The sequence below is a fragment of the Micromonospora musae genome, assembly GCF_003626635.1.
GTDB lineage: Bacteria > Actinomycetota > Actinomycetes > Mycobacteriales > Micromonosporaceae > Micromonospora > Micromonospora musae.
Genome location: NZ_RAZT01000008.1, coordinates 1 through 19687 on the forward strand (window position 1 = coordinate 1; position 19687 = coordinate 19687).

Annotated in this window: 19 protein-coding genes, 1 rRNA gene and 1 pseudogene; 14 read left to right on the forward strand and 7 right to left on the reverse strand. The window is 72.7% G+C overall.

The window, feature by feature from the left end; all coding sequences use genetic code 11:
* The first annotated feature begins 7 nt into the window (after positions 1–7).
* Together rrf and D7044_RS16530 are read left to right on the forward strand one after the other, a co-directional pair.
* Positions 8–124, forward strand: a 5S ribosomal RNA gene (rrf, locus tag D7044_RS16525).
* A 158-nt stretch (positions 125–282) separates the two neighbouring features.
* A pseudogene (locus D7044_RS16530) lies at positions 283–909 on the forward strand (NADPH-dependent F420 reductase); the annotation flags it as partial.
* A gap of 52 nt (positions 910–961) precedes the next feature.
* On the opposite strand, the gene D7044_RS16535 reads toward D7044_RS16530, so the two are convergent.
* On the reverse strand, positions 962–2761 hold the full coding sequence (locus tag D7044_RS16535; protein WP_120689468.1) for a VanW family protein: 1800 nt from the start codon (positions 2759–2761) through the stop codon (positions 962–964).
* Between the two features lie 287 nt (positions 2762–3048).
* Between D7044_RS16535 and nudC the strand changes: the two genes are divergently transcribed.
* The 3 genes from nudC to D7044_RS16550 all read left to right on the forward strand — a co-directional run bounded on the left by nudC (position 3049) and on the right by D7044_RS16550 (position 6644).
* The gene (nudC, locus tag D7044_RS16540) at positions 3049–3972 is read left to right on the forward strand and encodes an NAD(+) diphosphatase (protein WP_233565012.1); all 924 of its coding nucleotides are present in this window, start codon (positions 3049–3051) and stop codon (positions 3970–3972) included.
* Between the two features lie 435 nt (positions 3973–4407).
* Positions 4408–4968, forward strand: coding sequence for a DUF6230 family protein (locus D7044_RS16545; protein ID WP_120680605.1), 561 nt, complete (start codon positions 4408–4410; stop codon positions 4966–4968).
* Between the two features lie 80 nt (positions 4969–5048).
* Complete coding sequence (locus D7044_RS16550) at positions 5049–6644, forward strand: DUF6114 domain-containing protein (RefSeq protein ID WP_120689469.1); 1596 nt, start codon at positions 5049–5051, stop codon at positions 6642–6644.
* Between the two features lie 53 nt (positions 6645–6697).
* Here D7044_RS16550 and D7044_RS16555 read toward each other — a convergent pair whose 3' ends face one another.
* Both D7044_RS16555 and D7044_RS16560 read right to left on the reverse strand, forming a co-directional pair.
* Positions 6698–8368 (reverse strand): DUF885 domain-containing protein, encoded by a 1671-nt coding sequence (locus D7044_RS16555; protein WP_120689470.1) that lies wholly within the window; start codon positions 8366–8368, stop codon positions 6698–6700.
* Positions 8369–8420: 52 nt separating this feature from the next.
* Positions 8421–9017, reverse strand: a complete 597-nt coding sequence (locus tag D7044_RS16560; protein ID WP_120679950.1) for a Uma2 family endonuclease — start codon at positions 9015–9017, stop codon at positions 8421–8423.
* A gap of 108 nt (positions 9018–9125) precedes the next feature.
* On the opposite strand from D7044_RS16560, the gene D7044_RS16565 reads away from it, so the two are divergent.
* Positions 9126–10106, forward strand: a complete 981-nt coding sequence (locus D7044_RS16565) for a DMT family transporter (protein WP_120679952.1) — start codon at positions 9126–9128, stop codon at positions 10104–10106.
* 127 nt (positions 10107–10233) lie between these two features.
* On the opposite strand, the gene D7044_RS16570 is transcribed toward D7044_RS16565, so the two are convergent.
* The gene (locus D7044_RS16570; protein ID WP_120689471.1) at positions 10234–11304 is read right to left on the reverse strand and encodes a PHP domain-containing protein; all 1071 of its coding nucleotides are present in this window, start codon (positions 11302–11304) and stop codon (positions 10234–10236) included.
* A 29-nt stretch (positions 11305–11333) separates the two neighbouring features.
* Positions 11334–12071: a M23 family metallopeptidase gene (locus D7044_RS16575; RefSeq protein ID WP_120679956.1), complete on the reverse strand. Its 738-nt coding sequence runs from the start codon at positions 12069–12071 to the stop codon at positions 11334–11336.
* A gap of 61 nt (positions 12072–12132) precedes the next feature.
* Between D7044_RS16575 and D7044_RS16580 the strand changes: the two genes are divergently transcribed.
* The 4 genes from D7044_RS16580 to D7044_RS16595 all read left to right on the forward strand — a co-directional run bounded on the left by D7044_RS16580 (position 12133) and on the right by D7044_RS16595 (position 14058).
* A complete protein-coding gene (locus D7044_RS16580) occupies positions 12133–12525 on the forward strand; it encodes a hypothetical protein (protein ID WP_120679958.1) in 393 nt (130 codons plus the stop codon).
* A gap of 76 nt (positions 12526–12601) precedes the next feature.
* Complete coding sequence (locus D7044_RS32660; protein ID WP_199716648.1) at positions 12602–12769, forward strand: hypothetical protein; 168 nt, start codon at positions 12602–12604, stop codon at positions 12767–12769.
* A 124-nt stretch (positions 12770–12893) separates the two neighbouring features.
* Positions 12894–13421: a tRNA adenosine deaminase-associated protein gene (locus D7044_RS16590; protein WP_120679962.1), complete on the forward strand. Its 528-nt coding sequence runs from the start codon at positions 12894–12896 to the stop codon at positions 13419–13421.
* A 184-nt stretch (positions 13422–13605) separates the two neighbouring features.
* Positions 13606–14058 (forward strand): nucleoside deaminase, encoded by a 453-nt coding sequence (locus D7044_RS16595; RefSeq protein ID WP_199716670.1) that lies wholly within the window; start codon positions 13606–13608, stop codon positions 14056–14058.
* Between the two features lie 80 nt (positions 14059–14138).
* On the opposite strand, the gene D7044_RS16600 is transcribed toward D7044_RS16595, so the two are convergent.
* Entirely contained in the window at positions 14139–15362 is a 1224-nt protein-coding gene (locus D7044_RS16600; RefSeq protein ID WP_120689472.1) for a sensor histidine kinase, read from the reverse strand.
* On the reverse strand, positions 15359–16015 hold the full coding sequence (locus tag D7044_RS16605) for a response regulator transcription factor (protein ID WP_199716649.1): 657 nt from the start codon (positions 16013–16015) through the stop codon (positions 15359–15361). The genes D7044_RS16600 and D7044_RS16605 overlap by 4 nt, the downstream gene beginning before the upstream one ends.
* 130 nt (positions 16016–16145) lie before the next feature.
* On the opposite strand from D7044_RS16605, the gene D7044_RS16610 reads away from it, so the two are divergent.
* Genes D7044_RS16610 through D7044_RS16625 form a run of 4 tightly spaced genes read left to right on the forward strand, consistent with a single transcriptional unit; the run spans position 16146 to position 19655 of the window.
* A complete protein-coding gene (locus tag D7044_RS16610) occupies positions 16146–16673 on the forward strand; it encodes a hypothetical protein (RefSeq protein WP_120689473.1) in 528 nt (175 codons plus the stop codon).
* Positions 16670–17752, forward strand: coding sequence for a peptidoglycan-binding protein (locus tag D7044_RS16615; RefSeq protein ID WP_233565013.1), 1083 nt, complete (start codon positions 16670–16672; stop codon positions 17750–17752). The genes D7044_RS16610 and D7044_RS16615 overlap by 4 nt, the downstream gene beginning before the upstream one ends.
* Positions 17749–18447 carry an ABC transporter ATP-binding protein gene (locus D7044_RS16620; RefSeq protein ID WP_120679974.1) on the forward strand — a complete coding sequence of 233 codons (699 nt, stop codon included), beginning with the start codon at positions 17749–17751 and terminating at the stop codon, positions 18445–18447. Before D7044_RS16615 ends, D7044_RS16620 begins: the two co-directional genes overlap by 4 nt.
* Complete coding sequence (locus tag D7044_RS16625; protein ID WP_120689475.1) at positions 18447–19655, forward strand: ABC transporter permease; 1209 nt, start codon at positions 18447–18449, stop codon at positions 19653–19655. The genes D7044_RS16620 and D7044_RS16625 overlap by 1 nt, the downstream gene beginning before the upstream one ends.
* Positions 19656–19687: the final 32 nt, after the last annotated feature.

Sequence of the window (19687 nt, forward strand, 5' to 3'; positions counted from 1 at the left end):
ATAGAGTTACGGCGGTCATGGCGGAGGGGAAACGCCCGGTCACATTCCGAACCCGGAAGCTAAGCCCTCCAGCGCCGATGGTACTGCACTCGGGAGGGTGTGGGAGAGTAGGACACCGCCGGACATTCTTTCCGTTCAGGGTCACCCCTTTCAGGGGTGGCCCTGAACGCGTTTTCTGGGCAATTCAGGTATGGCCTGGACGCCCTCCGCCGAACCCACGAATCAGCAGGCCCCCCTCGGTAGCGTCGAGCACGGACCACGTCTCGACGATCAGAGGAGCGGCCCATGAAGATCGGCGTCATCGGCTCCGGCCATGTCGGCGGCAACCTGACCCGCCGGCTGACCGCAGTAGGGCACGACGTCACGGTGGCGAACTCACGTGGCCCGCAGACGCTGCGATCGTTGGGCGGCGAGACCGGCGCGGAGACCGGCACGGTAGAGGAGGCGATCCAACACTCCGACGTGGTGGTGGTCGCCGTACCGCTCGTGGCCGTCCCCGACCTGCCGAGCGAGCTCTTCGCCGGGAAGGTTGTGGTCGACGCAGACAACTACTACCCGAACCGCGACGGCGACATCCCGGAGCTGATGGACGGCACGGCCTCCAGCCGATGGACGGCCGACCACTTCCCCGGCGCCCGCCTGGTCAAGGCGTTCAACACCATCGCCGCCCAGCACCTGCTGGAGAACGGCACCCCGCCCGGCACTCCTGGACGGATCGCCCTGCCCGTGGCGGGCGACGACCCCGACGCCAAGCGGATGGTCATGGACCTGGTCGACGCGATCGGGTTCGACCCGGTCGACGGCGGCGGCCTCGACGACAGCTGGCGTCAGCAGCCCGGTACCCCGATCTACCTGGCCGACCGGGACGCGGACGGCGTACGGCAGGGTCTGGTCGAGGCGCGGCGCTGAGCCGCGTTGCCGCTCGGCGAGCGCGCCCCGACCACGGTGCCGGCGGCGACCGTCAGGGCTCCTGGCCGCAGATGTAGCGCGGCTCGGCGTCGTAGCGCCAGCTGAACTTCTCCCGCTTGATGACCTTGCCGTCCTTGCGGATGACCCGGAAGGCGTCCTGGGCGAAGCCGTTGATGCCGCTGCTCGCAATGCAGGAGGGCCCGGGCGTCAGGTAGATGGTCTTCGGCGTGGTGATGTCGCGGCGCGGGCCGTACTCCGTCTTGACGCTGTCGTAGATCTTCGTGCTCCAGATCGACACGGTGATGGTGCTGGACGTGTACGAGGTGTCGATCAGCAGCCCGTACTCGGTGTCGTTCCGGAACCTGAAGTCCAGGTTCGGCCAGAAGATGGTCGACTCGATGACCGCCGGATACCGGGAGAACCAGTACGAGTGCGGCTTGTGCTCGACGTCCTCCAGGCCCGCGTAGTAGGTGGCGTTGAAGAACGTGGTGGTGAACTGCGAGATGCCGCCGCCGACGCCGGGCACCAGTTTGCCGTCGAGGATGACGGGCGCGTCCCGGTAGCCCTGCGCGTAGCCGCGCTCACCGGTGTGCCCGTTCAGCGAGAAGGTCTCACCGGGCAGCACGACCGTGCCGTCGACCTCCCGGGCGACGGTGACGATGTTGTGGCTGCGCGACGAGGACAGGCCGCCGGTGAATCGGGTGGTGAAGGAGGAGACCTTCTCCTTGATACCCAGGCCACCGAGCTTCTCCGCGGTCAGCTCCGGTTGCGCCGGTGCGAGCGTTCCGGTCACCACGCGCCCGTCCGCCTTCGGCAGAACGGCGAGCAGGTCCCGGGCGAGCCCCGCCGTGTCCAGCTGCCGACCGGGACGGCCCGGGTCGACCACCTTCGGCCGGCCGGCCGTCACCGCCATCCGCGCGTCCTTCGGCGGCACCTCGACTGACGAGAGGTCGTCGCCGAGTGCGGCGCGCAGCCGCTTCACGTCGACCCGTGCAGTCAGCTTGCCGGTCCGGTCCGCCGTGAACCGCAGGCTCTTGGCGATCGCCTTCGGCGCAATGGTCACCGAGCCCTTGTCGGTGGTGAGCTCGACCGGGGCGGCGACCGCCGGCCGGGCCAGCTCCTTCATCAGCCGGTCCACCTCCTCGCCGGTGGTGGCCGGGTGCGACTCGAGCAGCGGTACGGTCACCGGTCCTCCGGCGAGCCAGCCGGCCCGGACCACCTCGGCGGAGCGTTGCGGGTCGAGCGCCAGGCCGGGCTTCGGGTGCACCGCCTTCGGGGTCGTCCCGGCGTACGTGATCGCCGGCATGGTCATCTTCCGGCCCTGGTCACCGGCCATCTTCTGCAGGGCGGCGTGCAGCCGGTCGACGTCGACTGAGACGACGGGCTGCACCGACCGGGAGCCGACCAGCCGGCTCACCGGATGCGCCTCGGCCTCGGCCGCGGCCGCCACGGTAGCCGCCACGTCGACCGTGAGGCCGACCTCGGCGGGCACGATCCGGAGATCCCGCTCCCCCACCCGCAGGGCGAGCGGCTCGGCGAGCGCGGCGGCACGCCGGTCCAGCTCGGCCCGCAGCTCCCGGACGGCGTCCGCGCGACTGCGACCGCCCAGCTCCGCCCCGAGCACCGTGGTGCCGCGTGGCACGTCACCGGCGTACGCGTAGGCGCCGACTCCGGCCAGCGAGCCGAGCACGGCGACTGCGGCGCCGGCCGCGACCAGCAGCCGGGTCCGGTGTCCACGGCGTGGCGGGACCGGGGCGGTGGGTTCGGACTCGTCGACGGGCCAGGTGACCGCGGTGACCTGGACGGTGGGACGGTCGTCGGCGGGCGGACTCTTCTCGCCGTACAGCGTCACAGCAACCTCGATCGCGACCGTGTCCCCGGGGGCCTTCCCCGAACGGACACCTACGGTAACCAACGCCCGGCCGGGCGGGCAGTCGTCGTCGGGTCCGCCCTGCCCGGCGTGTCGTCCGGCGTGTCGGGCACTTCCGCCGACCGGCGGACGCGACGCCGGCCACCTCGGCACCGTGCCGGCCAGGGCTCGCCGAACATGTCGACCAAGGGCGGTACTACCCGGCTGCCACGCAACCCGGTGGCCTGGCGGTCCTGGTGGCCGCCGACCGTACGTGGCAACGTGGCGGGGTGCGGATCGACGACGGGGTGTTCGCGTACGGCGGTGGGTGGCTCGATCGGGCGGGGGCGCTGCGCGCCGACGAGGACCGGATGGCGGCGTTGCGCGCCGACGAGCGGAGCGTCGTGCTGCCGCACTGGCGTGACCGCTGTCTCGTGACCGCCGAGAACGTTCCGGTGCGGCTCAGCGGGGTCGACGCGGTCCGGGTGCTCGAAGCGGCGGCCGAGACGGCCTTCCTCGGTCTGGACGGCGGCGTGGCGGTCTTCGCGGCCGATCTCAGCGGGCACGCGGAGACGGACGCGGTGGCGCTGGCCGGGGCGGTGTCGACGGTGGACGTGCGGAAGCTGGCCGGTCATCTCGCCCCGGCGGAGGCGGCCGCGCAGGCGTACGCGCGGGGGTTGTTCTACTGGCACCGCCAGCAGCGCTGGTGCGGCAGTTGCGGCGCCGTCACCACCGCCGGTGGTGGCGGGCACGTGCGGGTCTGCTCGGGGGCGGAGTGCGGGCGGCTGTTCTTTCCCCGTATCGAGCCGGCGGTGATCGTGCTGGTCCAGGCCCCCGAGGTGGACCGCTGCCTGTTGGCGCGGCACGCGGGCGCGCCGGAGGGGTCGTACTCGACCCTCGCCGGGTTCGTCGAGGTGGGCGAGAGCCTGGAGGACGCGGTACGCCGGGAGATGACCGAGGAGGTCGGTGTCGAGGTGACCGACCTGGCGTACCAGGGTTCGCAGGCGTGGCCGTTTCCGGCCGGTTTGATGGTCGCCTTCCGCGCCACGGCGGCGTCTGTGAAGGTCAAGGTGGACGGTGTGGAGCTGATCGAGGCGCGCTGGTTCACCCGGGACGAACTGGCTGCTCGGGCCGCCGCCGGGCGGCTCGGCCGGGTGGACTCGATCGACCGCCATCTGCTCGGTTCGTGGCTCAACGCCGGCCAGCCCGGCTGACCCGTACGTCCACTCGGGCCGCCCGTACGGCGGAGGATCTGCTATCCCCAGCGCATTGACAGCTCTTCGTTACTTAACTGTGACTTCCGTCGGCTTCGGCTACCGCAGGTGAAATTCGCCGACCAGCTCATCCAGATCTGAACCCTTTGTCGCGCACGGATGCGCGATGGCTCGTCGACGCTTCGTGATGCTCGGGGGCGGCCCTGTCACGCCTGGGTTACCGGTCAGTAGCCAGGCCCTTGTGAGCTAGGTCGCTTCGCGAGAGCATCCATCCGCGCACTGCGCCGCCCGTTGGCAACGGCCCCGCAGCGCCTTGCTCTCCCTACCCGAGTCACGTCCCTGACTCGTGACGACATTCCCGTCGAGGAGGATCCCGTGAGTGAATCGGAAGACCGCCAACCCAACGGCGGTACCCGGTGGCGTCGCTTCGCCGCCATGATGGTTCCGGCGACCGCGGTCGCCGGCGGCATCATCCTCGGCATGGCGAACGGCGCCATCGCCGCCTCGTTCGACGTGTCCGGCCAGACCTTCAAGGTCGGCGCGTCGCGACTGGTCGGCGAGGGCTTCGAGCAGTACGGCGGGATGGCCAAGGAGAAGAACGGCACCATCCACCCGGTGGCGGTCTCCGAGATCGCCGACGCCAAGCTCTACGACCTCTGCCAGTCCGTCAACGCCAGCGTTCCCGGCCTGAAGATCGTGCTCACCATCAACGCCGGCGGCGGCGGGAAGCCGGCAACGGCCAAGGGCCTGCTGATCGACATGGACTCCCTCGAGGGCGACGCGACGTTCACCAACATCCAGATCGGCCGTGACGCGACCGACCTGAACGAGCACGCCCAGCCGAAGTCCTTCGGGCAGAGCGCGGACAAGGTGGTCATCAAGGACCTCCGGCAGGTGGCCCGCTCCACCAGCGCCGGCACGTTCACCCTCAACGGCCTGAAGCTCAAGGTCAACGTGGGCGACAAGGCCAAGGAGTGCTTCCCCGACCCCAAGTGACCTGACGCCGAGGCCCGCGGAGGGCGCCCTCCGCGGGCCTCGTCCATGTCCCACCCCGTCAGCAGCGCCAGGAGGAGCACGTGACAACCGCCGAGTCGCAAGAAGCCCGCACCGGCCCGTCCGGCTGGCTGGGCCGGGCGTGGCGCGGATTCCGCCGTTGGCGGCGGCAGCGGCCGTTCTGGGGCGGTCTCTTCACCATGCTGGCTGGCCTGGTGATCTTCGGCAGCACCCAGATGAGCCTCAACGGCCTCGTCTTCAAGATGGGGCCGACCGGCTTCCTGACCTGGTTGATCCCCGCCATCCTGATCACCTGCGGGCTGCTCTTCTGGTTCAGCCCGGCACAACGCACCTTCTACGCCGTGGTCGCGGCGATCACCGCCGTCTACTCCCTGATCGGGGTGAACCTCGGCGGCTTCTTCCTCGGCCTCCTGCTCGGCATGGTCGGCAGCGCGCTCGGCTTCGCCTGGGTACCGAGCAAGACCCCGGCGGCGCCGACGAAGGTCGAGGAGCCGTCCGAGGCGGAGGCCGGGCACGACCGGGAGGCCGGGACGGAACCGGCCGACGTCGACGACGCCGCGCTGGTGGACGAGCTGATGCCGCGACAGCGGGACGAGGAGCCGACCGGCGTCCTCGCCGACGTGCCGCCGCCGCCGCGTAACCCGCTGCGGGAGCCGGCGCCCGCCGAGCCGTCCGCGAAGAGCGATGCGGAGGCCGGGCAGGGGCTCGACGTCGACCCGCAGCCACCGGCCGGCGGCCGACACCGCGGTCCGAAGACGTACGCGATCCTGCTCGTCGTCACGGTCTCCGCCGCGGCCGGGCTGGTCGGGTTCCGCTCGGTCGAGCCGGCGGCCGCCGCCCCCGCCTGCCCGAGGCCGACGGCGACCGCGGAGCCTACCGTGAAGCCGACCGCGTCGGGCTCGCCGAGCCCGTCGACGTCGAGCGCCGCGCCCGCCCCGGACGAACCGTCGGACGGCAACCTGCTGACCGACCTCGTCGACGGGATCACCGGCCTGCTCACCGGAGACGACTCGGACGATCCCGACGAGAGCCGCGAGGCGTCCCCGTCGACCGCCACCCGACCCGGTGCCGGTGCCGCGAGCACACCGACCCGGGCCGCCTCGCCCGGTGCGCCGTCGGCGCAGCCGGGCAAGCCGGCCCGCGACACGTGTGCGACGCCCGCCCCGGGCCGACCGAAGCCGGTCGAGGTCGGCAAGCCGCTGCCCCGGGTCGCCACCGACCCGGACGTGCCGAAGGTCGCCGCCAAACCCGGAAAGCTCACCGGTTCGAAGCAGACCATGACCGGCCTGCACTTCGCGGGGATCGCCGAGCTGGACACCGCCGACGGCAAGCTCAAGACCCTGATGTTCACCATGGACAAGGCCGTCACGAACGACTTCGTCCTGAAGGTGGGCGGCCCGCGGGGCAAGACGGTTCGGTATGTCACCGAGCAGCTGATCGTGAAGGGCGAGGTGGCCTTCTACGCCACCCGGTACGTCGGGCGGCTCGCCGGGGTGAAGGTCACGCTCACCCCGGACCTGCCCTTCCCGGACGGGATACCTGTCACCTCACCGGTGCCCATCACCTTCACCGACGTCGAGGTCGACCTGGCGTACATCGCTTGCGACACCCTGACCGCGAAGAAGCCCGCCGGGCCCCTGCACATCGACCTGGCCTGACGCGGGCGACGGCCGGGGCGCGGCAACCGCCGCCCCGGCCGTCAAAGCGGTGCTCAGAGCCGGGCGAGCGCCCGACGCAGCGGGTCCAGACCGAGCGCGCCCAGGTCGAGCGCCTGCCGGTGGAACTCCTTGAGGTCGAAGTCGGCGCCCTTGCGGGCCTTCGCCTCGTCCCGGGCCTGCAGCCAGATCCGCTCGCCCACCTTGTACGACGGCGCCTGCCCCGGCCAGCCCAGGTAACGGTTCAACTCGAACCGCAGGTTCTCGTCCGGCACCCGGCAGTGCCCCCGCATGAACTCCCAGCCCAGCTCCGGCGTCCACCGCTCACCCGGGTGGAAGCCGAACGGGTTGTCCCGGGGGATCTCCAGCTCCAGGTGCATGCCGATGTCGACAATGACCCGGGCCGCGCGCATCGCCTGCCCGTCGAGCATGCCGAGCTTGTCGCCCGGATCCTCCAGGTAGCCCAGCTCGTCCATCAGCCGCTCCGAGTAGAGCGCCCAGCCCTCGCCGTGCCCGGAGACCCAGCAGAGCAGCCGCTGCCAGCGGTTGAGCAGGTCGGCCCGGACCGCGGTCTGCGCGACCTGGAGATGGTGACCCGGCACGCCCTCGTGGTAGACCGTGGTCACCTCGCGCCAGGTGGAGAAGTCGGTGATGCCCTGCGGCACCGCCCACCACATCCGTCCCGGGCGGGAGAAGTCCTCGCTCGGCCCGGTGTAGTAGATCGCCCCGTCGCTGGTCGGGGCGAGGCAGCACTCGATCCGGCGGACCTGCTCCGGAATGTCGAAGTGGGTGCCGTGCAGCTCGCTGATCGCCTTGTCGGCGAGCGCCTGCATCCAGTCGCGGAACGCCTCCTTGCCCTGGATGGTGCGGGCCGGGTCGGCGTCCAACGCCCGTACGGCGTCGTCGATGCTCGCGCCCGGACCGACGATCCGCGCGGCCACCGCCCGCATCTCGCCCTCCAGCCGGGCCAGCTCCGCGAAGCCCCAGGCGTACGTCTCGTCCAGGTCGATCTTGGCACCGAGGAAGTACTGCGAGGCCAGTTCGTAGCGCTCCCGGCCGGCCGCCTGCTTCTCCCGCCCCTTCGGGGCCAGCTCGGTGCGCAGGAACTGGCCGAACTCGGCGGTCGCCGCGGTGGCCGCCGCCGCGCCCCGGCGCAGCTCGGCGCCGATCGTGCCGTCCGCGCCCAGCCGCTCGACCAGACCGTGGAAGAAGTTGTCGCCGTCCGGGTCGACCCAGACGTCACACTGCTTGGCCACCTCGACCAGCTGCACCTTCGAGCTGACCCGCCCGGCGGCGGCCGCCTCACGCAGCGTGGTCTTGTAGCCGTCGAGGGCGGCCGCGAAGCCGTTCAGCCGGGCCGCGATGTTCGCCTGGGCGTCCGCGCCCTCGTTGGGCATCAGGTCGAAGACCATGCGCAGGTCGTGCAGCCCACTGGCGATCACGTTGACCTCGCTGGTCGTCTCACCCGCCTCGTGGCGGGCGAGGTCGAGGCCGAGCCGCTCCTGCATGGCCTCCTTGGCGGTCCGTTCCGCCTCGGTCTCCGGCTCGGCCACGTCCAGGTCGGCCAGGGTGCGGCGGGTCAGGTCGGCCCGGGCCGCGTACCCGTCGGGCGTCAGGTCGTCGAGCTTGTCGTCGTAGCCGGCGATGCCGACGTAGGTGGCGCCGGTCGGGCTGAGCGGCGCCCATTCGGCCACGTAGCGGTTCGCGAGTTCGTCGATTCGTCCCACACGGCGACCCTACGGGACCGGTCCCGCCCGGTGTCGAGCCCGTTTACCGAGTTCAGGGCAGCAGGTCCGCCGGATCGAACTCGATCGGGAACGGTAGGTCGACCTTCAGCAACTCTCCGCTCACCGCCTGAGCGGTGCTCACGTACGCCCCGCCCGCGAGGGAGAAGAGCTCGACCGCCACGTGCCGTAGGCGACGGGAGATCTCCACCCGCATGAAGTGCGGCACGCCGCCCTCCGCGCAGCGGCGCGGCTTGTCGACGAAGTCCTGTCGCCGGCTGCCCGGCGAGACGAACTCCACCGCCATCGAACAGTAGTCCGCCGGGATCCACCGGTCCTCGTCGTCGGTGGCCGGCACGGTGTGCAGGACGGTGACGTCCGGTTGGATCCAGCGCTGCGGGTTGAAGGTGAGGTTGACCTGGCCGTACACGTAGAAGCCGGCCGCCTTTGCGGCGGGCTTCAACAGGTGGATCAGCTCGCCCTCGGCGTAGCTGTTGGTGCCGGCCTCTGCGGGGGTCATGACCAGCCTTCCGTCGATGCACTCGTAACGCGCGTGCGGCAGCTCGGGCAGCGGGAGGTAGCGGTCGGCGAGCTGGGTGGTCCACAGGCCGTCGAAATCGACGAGCGGGTCGAAACGCATCGGCATCGCCATGGGGATGCACCTCCTCGGCTGGTCAACGCCCCATCAATGTAGGTGCTGTCGCACCTTCGGTCCGAAAGTCGGGCGACATTGTCGTACGCCTTCGGCAAAGTGTCAGGGGTGACGGACCACTTCACTCCTGACAGGCCGGCGCTTCGCAGCTGGCTGCCCGGCTTCCTCGCCCTGGCCGCGATCTGGGGGTCGAGCTTCCTCTTCATCAAGGTCGGGGTCGAGGAGCTCCACCCGCTTCAGCTGACCCTCTACCGGGTCGTCACCGGAGCCCTCACCCTGCTCGTCGTGCTCGCCGTGCTCCGCGACCGGCTGCCCCGCGAGCCCCGCGTCTGGGCGCACCTCTTCGTGGTAGCCGCCTTCGGTGTGTCCGTACCGTTCACCCTTTTCGGCTACGGCGAGCAGCGGGTCGAGTCGATGCTCGCGGGCATCTGGAACGCCACCACGCCGCTGATCGTCCTGCCGCTGGCGGTGCTCGTCTTCCGCACCGAGCGGCTCACCACGCGACGGGCGGTCGGCCTCGCCCTCGGCTTCGCCGGCGTGCTCGTGGTGCTCGGTGTCTGGGAGGGGGTCGGCGGCGCGCACTTCGCCGGCCAGCTGATGTGCTTCGGCGCGGCCGCCTGCTACGGCGTCGCCATCCCCTACCAGAAGCGGTTCGTGGCGGGCAGCAACCACTCCGGCCTCTCGCTCTCCGCGGCGCAGCTGCTGCTCGCCACGGTGCAGTTGGCGATCGTCACACCGCTGGTGGCCGGGGCGCCCCCACTGCCGACCGAGCTGTCGCCGCGCGTGGTGGGGAGCGTGCTGGCGCTCGGTGCGCTCGGCACCGGCCTCGCCTTCGTCATCAACATGCGCAACATCCGGGTCGCCGGGGCGAGCACGGCCTCCACCGTGACCTACCTGATCCCGGTCTTCGCGGTGCTGATCGGCGCCCTGGCCCTCGGCGAGCGGATGAACTGGCACCAGCCGGCCGGCGCCCTGGTCGTGCTCTTCGGCGTCGCCGTGTCGCAGGGCCTGATCGGCCGCCGTCGGCGGGCGGCGGTCGGGGTCGGCGTGCCCGCCGTGCCCGCCGTCGAACCGGCGACCCGCCGCTGAGATCGCGGCCGGCGACCGCGCCCCGACGGCGAAGCGCCGCTACAGCCGGTAGCCGGCGGCGACCGTGCTCCGGCGGCGAAGCGCCGCAAAGGGCCGGTAGCCGGGCCGATCGGGGCTTCGGGGATCGCTAGGAGCGCCGGCGGGTCCAGTCGACGAGCTGCTCCGCCGACCAGGTGTTGATCACCCGGTCGGCGGGCACGCCGCAGCGGGCCGCGCGCTCGCAGCCGAACCGCTGCCAGTCCAGCTGCCCGGGCGCGTGCGCGTCCGTGTTGATGGCGAAGCGACAGCCCGCCTCCAGCGCGCGACGAATCAGCCGCTTCGGCGGGTCCTGCCGCTCCGGCCGCGAGTTGATCTCCACGGCCACGTCGTGCTCCGCGCAGGCGGCGAAGACGGCGTCCGCGTCGAAGTCGCTCTCCTTGCGGGTACGGGCCCGGTGCCCGCGGTCGCCCGGCCCGGTGACACCGGCCGGCCGGGACGAGACCATCCGCCCCGTGCAGTGCCCGAGCACGTCCAGGTGCGGGTTGGCGATCGCGGTCAGCATTCGCCGGGTCATCTTCGACCGCTCGTCGTTCAGGCCGCTGTGCACAGAGCCGACCACCACGTCGAGCCGGGCCAGCAGCTTCTCGTCCTGGTCGAGCGAGCCGTCGGCGAGGATGTCCACCTCGATGCCGGTGAGGATCCGGAACCCCTCGGGGAGCGCCTCGTTCACCGTCTGCACGTGGTCGAGTTGGCGGCGCAGCCGGTCGGCGGTCAGCCCGCGGGCCACCGTCAACCGGGGCGAGTGGTCGGTCAGCACCACGTACTCGTGCCCCAACTCCACTGCGGCCAGCGCCATCTCCTCCATCGGCGAACCACCGTCCGACCAGTCGGAGTGCGTGTGGCAGTCACCGCGCAGCGCGGTACGCAGGGCGGTCGCCTCGGCGTCCAGGTCGCTGCCCTCGGTGGCGAGCAGTCGGCGCAGGTAGACGGGCTCCTCGCCGGCCAGCGACTCGGCCACACAGCGGGCCGTGACATCACCGACGCCGGACAGCTCGGTGAGGGTGCCGGCCCTCGCCCGCTCGGCCACCTCCGCCGGCGGCAGCGCGGCGAGCGTCTTGGCCGCGGAGCGGAACGCCCGCACCCGGTAGGTCGCCTCGTTCGCCCGCTCCAGCAGGAACGCGATCCGTCGCAGGTCGGCGATGGGGTCCCGGGCCTTCATTCCGTCGAACCTAGTCGCCGCCGCGCCGATCAGGGAGCCTTCGGGCAGCCGTGCCGCCGCTGCCAGGCGGTGACCTCGGAGGCCGGTGCCCGGTTGCCGCCCTTGCGCCACGAGTCGAGGTAGCGTGCCGGCCAGATGACGCCCCGCCGGATCCACCAACCGTCCTGCCCGGAGCAGCGCGGGGAGATGCCGAAGTGCAGGTGACAGACGTTGTTCGCGTTGCCCGTGCGGCCCACCTCGCCCAGCTTGAGGCCGGCGCGGACCCGTACGCCGGCCGCCACACCGTCCGCGATCGCGCTGAGGTGCGAGCCGTAGTACCGCACCCCGTCGTCACCGAGCAGGGCGACCGAGAGCCCGCCGTTGTTCGGCCCGAGCGGGCCCCGCTTGTCGAACCGGTCCACCCGGCTCACCTCGAGGATCGTGCCGTCGGTGACCGCGACGACCGGCTCGCCGCAGTCGGCGAAGATGTCCGTCGCCGGGTAGCCGGAGTGCGTCTTGTGGTACGCGACCTTGCCGGACCGGACCGGAAAGACGTGCCGCAGGTCGCCACGGGGGGTGGCCGGCGTCGCGGGAGTGGTGCGCGGCGGGGCCGAGCCGGTCGGATCCGGCGCGGCCGGCTGGTCCGCGCTGGCCGGCGCGCCCGGTGGGCTCGGTGTCGTGCCGCCCGGCGGCACCCCCGGCCGGGTCGACGCGCAGCCCGCGGCGAGGGCCGCGGCGAGCAGTAGCAGGACCGGGTACGCGCGGCGTCTGATCGTCGGCGACGGCATCCGGTCATCCTGGCAGAGTCGGTACGGTGGAACGAGCGTTCCGGCTGAGGGGAGGCGAGGCGTGACGACCGGGCAGCAGCCCCTTCCGTACGACCCGGGTGCCGGTTACCGTCCGCCGACGCGTAACCCCTCGGGGCTCTTTCCGGCCGGGCCGCCGACCCGGCCCACCTACCGCGAGCCGCATCCGGTCACCGGGATCGGCGTGGCGGTGGGCGGCGGGGTGGCCGTCGTCTGGCTGCTCCTCTTCGGGCTGCTCGGCACCGACGTGTCGGGCTACGCCTGGTGGACGTTGCTGGCCGGGCTGCTGGCCTGGCTCGCGGCCCTGGTGCTGGTTCGCCACGGCGATCGTGGGGTCGCCGCCGGGATCGCGATCGTGACCGCCGGCGGCTGGAGCATCGCGGCCGCGGTGGTGGCCGTACGGTGGGCGACCAGCGGGAACTGGCCGCTCTGGTGACTGCGTCGCGTGGCCGGTCGGCTGCGCTCCGGAACCCGGCTTGACGTGCGCCGGTGGACTCGGCACGCTCGGCAGCATGGCCTGGACCACACCGCGGCTCGATCCCGAACGCAGCCGCCGCCGCCTGCAGCTCCTCGCCGATCTGGCCGGGGCCCGGGCGGTACGCCAGCGCGAGCGCCCGCAGCGGCTGCGTACCGCGCGGCTGCGGCAGCTCATCGCCACGAGGCGGCGGCTGGCCGGCTGAGACGGCCATGACTTTGGCAGGATTGACCTGCCCTTCGGGGCGTTGACCAACCGCCCGCCGACCCGACCGGCTAACGTGCACGCGTAACGAGGCGGCGTGCTGTGCCGAGGTTTTTGGGGGGAACGTGTCGTACTTCGCTGCTGCCGTGGTGCGCGATGCGGGCGACTGGACGGCCGCCGAGGTGAACCTGCGAGGGGCCACCGACATCGACGAGGTCGCGGACCGGCTGCGCGACGTCGATCAGGACGCCGACCTGTCGCTGCTCTTCGTCGAGGCCGACGACACCTACCTGGTGATCATGCGTCTCGACGAGGGCGAGGACCTGCGGATCTTCGGCTCCGACTCGGCATACGCGGAGGAGTCCCGGCTGGGCGCGCTGCTCGTCGGTGACCTGAAGACCTCCGTCACCGGGCTGGACGAGGTGGACGAGCCCCGCTCCGGCGACGGTGGCGGCGAGGAGAGCGAGCAGCCGGCCGTCGACCCCGAGGCCGATCCGGTCGGCGACGCGGACCTCCTGGCCGACCTCGGCATCTCCGCGCAGAAGCTGCTCTCGCTCTGTGCCGAGGAGGGGCTGCTGCCTGCCGACGTGACCGCCGAGGTCTGCCAGGTGCTGGGCTGCGCCGACGAGGTCGAGGAGCTGCGTGAGGTCTGACCCGGCTGGTGGCGCGCCGCTTCTCCCCTCGGGTGGGGAGCCGGCGGACGCCACCGATCCGGCGTTCGAGACCGTACGTCCCGGGCAGCCGACACCCGGCCGCCTCGGGCGGGTCGGGCCGGGTGCCGACGAGGGGCTGGCCGATCCGGGTGAGCCGGGTCGGCGGCAGCGGCACGAGCTGTGGATGCGCCGGGCGCTGGAGGTCGCGGTGACCGGCCCGGCGGCCGGCGGCCGGGAGGACGGGGAGAGCCCCGTCGAGGACGTGCCGGTCGGCGCGGTGGTCTACGGGCCGGACGGCACCGAGCTGGCCATCGGGCGTAACGAGCGTGAGCTGACCGGCGACCCGACCGCGCACGCCGAGGTGCTGGCGCTGCGCCGGGCGGCGCAGCGACTGCGGCGGTGGCGGTTGGAGGACTGCACGCTGGTGGTCACGCTGGAGCCCTGCACGATGTGCGCCGGCGCGTTGGCGTTGGCCCGGATCTCGACGGTGGTCTTCGGCGCCTGGGAGCCGAAGACCGGCGCGGTGGGGTCGCTCTGGGACGTGTTGCGTGATCGGCGGCTCAACCACCGCCCCGAGGTCTACGGCGGAGTGCTGGAGAAGGAGACCGCCGCCGTGCTCCGAGCCTTCTTCCGCTGACCCCGCCGCACCCTGCTCGCGCCCACCTGCGTCGATCATGAGGTTGGCGGTGCCCGGCACGGCGTGCCGCGCCGCTCACCTCATGATCGACAGGTTCCTGCGGGGTCATCCGGTACGCCGGGGACGGAGGGTTGGGGGGTCGGGGCCTCGGGCAGTCGTACCGTCACCACCAGGCCGCCGCCGTCGCGCGGATGGGCGGAGACCGTGCCACCGTGCGCCCGCGCCACGGCCCGGACAATGGAGAGCCCCAGTCCGAAACCGCGACCGCTGCCCACCCGCTCGCCGGAAAGGCGGCGGAACGGCTCGAAGATGGCCTCCACGTCGTAGCTCGGCACCGTCGGACCGGTGTTGCTCACGACCAGCGTCGCGCGGCCGTCCCGCACGCCGGTACGCACGTCGACGCGGCCGCCCTCGGGGACGTTGTGCCGCAGCGCGTTCTCCACCAGGTTGGTGGTGAGCCGCTCCAGCAACACCGGATCGCCGACCACCAGCGCCGGCTGCAACTGCCGGGTCACGGTCGGGCCGGCGCCCTCGCCGACGACCTGGTCCAGCACGTGGTCGGCCACGTCGGCCAGGTCCATCCGGGACCGGGCGGTCAGCTCCTTCTCCGAGTCGGCGAGGGTCAGCAGCCCGTCGATCAACCTCTCGTGCCGCTCGTTCACCGCCAGCAGCGACTCACCCAGCCGGCGTACGTCCTCCGACGCGTCGGGCCGGCTCACCGCCAGCTCGATCAGGGACCGGTTCAGGGCGAGCGGGGTCCGCAGCTCGTGCGAGGCGTTCGCGACGAACCGGCGCTGCCCGTCGAAGGAGCGGTCCAGCCGCTCCAGCATCTCGTCGAAGGTGTCGGCCAGCTCCCGTACCTCGTCCGCCGGCCCGGAGAGCGAGATGCGTTCGTGCAGTCCGCGGCCCGCCACGTCGGCACCGGCGATCCGCCGCGCCGTCCCCGTGATCTGGTGCAGCGGCTGCAGCGCCCGACCCGCGACCAGCCAGCCGAACGCGATCGCGACCACGGAGACCAGGCCCAGCGCGATCCCGCCCTGGGTGAGCAGCGAGTCGAGCGTCTGGTTCCGCGCGTCGCCCTGAACCTTCCGGACGATCAGCCGCAGCTGCTCGGCCTGGTCACCGGTGAGCTTCCCCTCCACCCCCTGCACGATCGGCTTCACGTCGCGCAGCGCCACCCCGAACGGCGCAGCGGTGCGCTGGTCGACCAGCACATAGGTGACCGCGAGCAGGACCAGCCCGGCGACCAGGAAGATTCCGCCGTAGATCAGGGTGAGCCGGGCCCGGAGGGAGAGTCGCTTCACGCTATCCGGTATCCCACGCCGGGGACCGTCTCGACCACCTGCGGCTCGCCCAACTTGCGGCGCAGCTTCATGACGGTGACGCGGACCACGTTGGTGAACGGGTCGATGTGCTCGTCCCAGACCCGTTCCAGCAGCTCCTCGGCCGAGACGACCGCGCCGTCGGCCCGCATCAACTCGACCAGCACGGCGAACTCCTTGCGGGACAGCGGCACGTACCGGCCCTGCCGGTGCACCTCGCGGCGGGCCGGATCGACCACGATGCCGGCCCGGGTCAGAGTGGGCGGAGCGGCCCGGCGAGCCCGCCGGCTCAGCGCGTGCACCCGGGCGGAGAGCTCGACGAGCGCGAACGGCTTCGTCAGGTAGTCGTCGGCGCCCAGCGCCAGGCCGGCGACCCGCTCCCGTACGGCTGCCGCCGCGGTGAGCATCAGCACCCGGGTCTCCCCGCCGCTGTCGACGATCGCCCGGCACACGTCGTCGCCGTGCACCACCGGCAGGTCACGGTCGAGGACGACCACGTCGTAGTCGTTCACACCGAGCCGTTCCAGCGCCGCGTCGCCGTCGTACGCGACGTCCACGGCAAACGCCTCCCGGCGCAGCCACTCGGCGATGCTCTCGGCGAGCACGCTCTCGTCCTCTACCACCAGCACTCTCACCCGCCCAATGGTGCCCGGTGCCGGCATAACGCCGGCGTAACCATCTGCGGTTACGCCCGGGATACGCCAGATGCCGTGCACTGGCGGCAGAGGCCGGGCGGAGTGCCGGGCCGAGGAGAGGAAGCGTGTGATGCGACGAGGACTGCTCGCGCTGCCGCTGCTGCTCGCCCTGGGCATCGCGGGCTGCGGCGGGTCGGGCCAGGAGCCGGCGGTGGCGACCGCCGGCGGCGGAACCGGGGCGGCCCAGCCGTCCGCCGCCCCGGTGGCCCAGCTCAGCGACGACGAGCGACGGTTGAAGTTCACCGAATGCATGCGGGAGAACGGGGTCGAGATGCCGGACCCGGAGGCCGGCAGCGGGCTGCGGCTCCGGTTCGGCAAGGGCACCGACCCGGCGAAGGTGCAGGCGGCCATGGAGAAGTGCCGCCAGTACCTGCCCAACGGCGGGGAGAAGCTCAAACTCGACCCGGCGCAGCTCGAACAGGCCCGCAAGCTCGCCGCCTGCATGCGGGCCAACGGCGTACCCGAGTTCCCCGACCCGCAGCCGGACGGCGGGCTCCGGCTGCGCCTCGACGAGCTGAACGTCAAGGGACCCGAGGTGAAGGCCGCGATGGAGAAGTGCCGGCAGCACGCGCCGAAGCGGCCCGGAGCCGCCAGGTGAGCACACGTCGCCTCCGGCTCCGTACCGTCGCGCTGACCGCCGCCGTCGCGGTCGCAGCCTCCGCCGGCGTCGTCGCCGCAGTGGGCTTCGCCGGCACCGACCGGGGTACGGCGGCCGCCGGAACCGTTCCGCCGGCCACCGCCACCGTCACCCGTCAGACCCTGACCGACGTGCAGACCGTGAACGGGGAGCTCGGCTACGGCACCGCGTACGTCGCCGACGCCCGGCTAAGCGGGACGATCACCGCCTTGCCGGAGACCGGCACCGTCGTCAAGCGGGGCGGCCGGCTGTACGCGGTGGACGACGAGCCGGTGGTGCTCCTCTACGGGGCGCTGCCCGCGTACCGGCTGCTCGAACCGGGGGTGCAGGGGGCGGACGTCGAGCAGTTCGAACGGAACCTGCGGGCGCTCGGGCAGACCGGATTCACCGTCGACGACGAGTACACCGGCAGCACCGCCGACGCCGTCCGCGAATGGCAGGAGAAGCTCGGGCTGCCCGAGACCGGCCGGGTGGAGCCGGGTCGCGTCCGCTACGCCGAGGGAGAGGTGCGGGTGGAGAGCCACCAGGCCGCGGTCGGCGCCGTGACGCAGCCCGGCCAGGGCGTGCTCACGTACACCGGCACCAGCCGGCTGGTCACCGTCGAGCTGGACATGGACGACCAGCGGCTGGCAAAGAAGGGGACCGCCGTCGGGGTCGCCCTGCCCGACGGCGGTCCGCTCAGCGGCCGGATCGAGTCCGCCCAGACGGTCGTCGACGCCGGCTCGGGCGGCGCCACCGGGCAGGCCGCCGAGGCCGAGACGAAGATCGAGGTCACCGTCTCGGTCGCCGAGCCGGCGAAGCTCGCCGGGTACGACCAGGCGAGCGTGGAGGTCACCTTCACCGCCGAGGAGCGTCCGGACGTGCTCACCGTGCCGGTGGCCGCGCTGCTCGCCCTGGCCGAGGGCGGGTACGGCGTGGAGGTGGTCGAGGGGGAGCGGAGCCGGATCGTCGCGGTCACCACCGGCCTCTTCGCGGCCGGTCGGGTCGAGGTGAACGGGCCCGACCTCGCCGAGGGCATGACCGTGGGAACGCCGGCATGACCGGTGACGCGGTGGTGCTGGAGCGGGTGAGCCGGACGTACCCGGGCGGGGTGACCGCGCTGCGCGACGTCTCGCTGCGCATCGGGTACGGCGAGCTGGTGGCGATCGTCGGCCCGTCCGGTTCGGGCAAGTCGACGATGCTGCACCTGATCGGCACCCTCGACCGGCCGTCCACCGGCCGGGTCCGGATCGACGGCCACGACGTGGCGGCCCTGCCGGATCGGCAGCTCTCCGCGCTGCGGGCCCGCCGAATCGGTTTCGTCTTCCAACAGTTCCACCTGGCCGCCGGTACGCCGGTGCTGGACAACGTGGCCGACGGGCTGCTCTACGCCGGGGTGCCGCGCCGGGAGCGGCGGCGGCGCGCGGCGGCCACGCTGGACCGGGTCGGGCTGGGCCACCGGCTGACCCACCACCCGCACGAGCTCTCCGGCGGTGAACGGCAGCGGGTGGCGGTGGCCCGGGCGGTGGTCGGGGAGCCTGCCGTGCTGCTCGCCGACGAGCCGACCGGCAACCTCGACTCGGTGGCCGGCGCCGGCGTGCTCGCGCTCCTGCGCGACCTGCACACGGCGGGCACCACGGTCGTGGTGATCACTCACGACCGGGAGATCGCCGCCGGGCTCCCCCGCGAGGTGGGAATGCGCGACGGCCGGGTGGTGGCCGACCCGGTGGCGCCGAACGGGGAGGGGGCGCGCTGATGGCGACGGACATCCGGCCCCGTCTCACCCCGGCCCGGCTCGGGCCGGGCGACGTGCTGCGGGCCGGCGGCGTGGGGCTGCGCACCCGCCCGCTGCGGGCGTTCCTCTCCGCGCTGGGCATCGCGATCGGTATCGCGGCGATGGTCGCCGTGGTCGGCATCTCGTCGTCGTCCCGCGCCGACCTGGACCGGACCCTCGACCGGCTCGGCACCAACCTGCTCACCGTCGCGCCCGGCAACACGATCTTCGGTGACCAGGCCGAGCTGCCGGTGGATTCGGTGGCGATGATCGGCCGGATCGGCCCGGTCACCGACGTCGCCGCGACCGCGCAGATGCCAGACGCCGCCGTCTACCGCAGCGACCGAATCCCGTCCGGCGAGACGGGTGGGATCGCCGTCCGGGCCGCCCAGCTCGGCCTGCCCGCCACGGTCGGTGCGACCGTACGCAGCGGCAGCTGGCTGAACGCGGCGACCGAGCGCTACCCGACGGTGGTGCTCGGCGACGCGGCGGCGCGGCGGCTCGGCTTCGGCGCGGCCGGACCGCAGGTGCAGGTGTACCTCGGCGGTCGCTGGTTCACCCTGGTGGGCATCCTCGCTCCCGCGCCGCTCGCGCCGGAGCTGGACAGCTCGGCGCTGGTCGGCTGGCCGGCGGCCGAGACGTACCTCGGCTTCGACGGGCACCCGACCACGGTCTACACCCGCTCCCGGGAGAGCTCGGTGGAGGCGGTGCGGGCGGTACTCGGCGCGACCGCGAACCCGGGGGCACCGGAGGAGGTGCAGGTGTCTCGTCCGTCCGATGCGCTCGCCGCCGCGGCGGCCACCGACGAGGCGTTCACCGGGCTGCTGCTCGGCCTCGGCGCGGTGGCGCTGCTGGTCGGCGGGGTCGGGGTGGCCAACACGATGGTCATCTCGGTGCTGGAACGGCGGGCCGAGATCGGGCTGCGACGGTCGCTGGGCGCCACCCGGGGGCAGGTCCGTGCCCAGTTCCTGGCCGAGTCGCTGCTGCTCTCCGCGCTTGGCGGTACGGGCGGCGTGCTGCTCGGCATCCTGGTCACCGCCGGGTACGCCCTCTGGCGGCAGTGGCCCACGGCGGTGCCGCTCTGGGCGATGGCCGGCGGGGTCGGCGCGACCCTGCTGATCGGCGGGTTCGCCGGTCTCTACCCGGCCGTCCGGGCCGCCCGGCTCGCCCCGACCGAGGCGCTCGCCTGACCGGCCACCCCGTTCCGCGCCGCGTCTCAGAC

Bases quoted from the DNA above. Each gene is read 5' to 3' on its own strand.
- D7044_RS16575 (WP_120679956.1), bottom strand. From the start codon at position 12,071: ATGCCGTCGCCGACGATCAGACGCCGCGCGTACCCGGTCCTGCTACTG.
- D7044_RS16560 (WP_120679950.1), bottom strand. From the start codon at position 9,017: ATGGCGATGCCGATGCGTTTCGACCCGCTCGTCGATTTCGACGGCCTG.
- D7044_RS16625 (WP_120689475.1), top strand. From the start codon at position 18,447: ATGGCGACGGACATCCGGCCCCGTCTCACCCCGGCCCGGCTCGGGCCG.
- D7044_RS16595 (WP_199716670.1), top strand. From the start codon at position 13,606: ATGCGCCGGGCGCTGGAGGTCGCGGTGACCGGCCCGGCGGCCGGCGGC.
- D7044_RS16610 (WP_120689473.1), top strand. From the start codon at position 16,146: ATGCGACGAGGACTGCTCGCGCTGCCGCTGCTGCTCGCCCTGGGCATC.
- D7044_RS32660 (WP_199716648.1), top strand. From the start codon at position 12,602: ATGGCCTGGACCACACCGCGGCTCGATCCCGAACGCAGCCGCCGCCGC.
- D7044_RS16545 (WP_120680605.1), top strand. From the start codon at position 4,408: ATGATGGTTCCGGCGACCGCGGTCGCCGGCGGCATCATCCTCGGCATG.
- D7044_RS16620 (WP_120679974.1), top strand. From the start codon at position 17,749: ATGACCGGTGACGCGGTGGTGCTGGAGCGGGTGAGCCGGACGTACCCG.
- D7044_RS16570 (WP_120689471.1), bottom strand. From the start codon at position 11,304: ATGAAGGCCCGGGACCCCATCGCCGACCTGCGACGGATCGCGTTCCTG.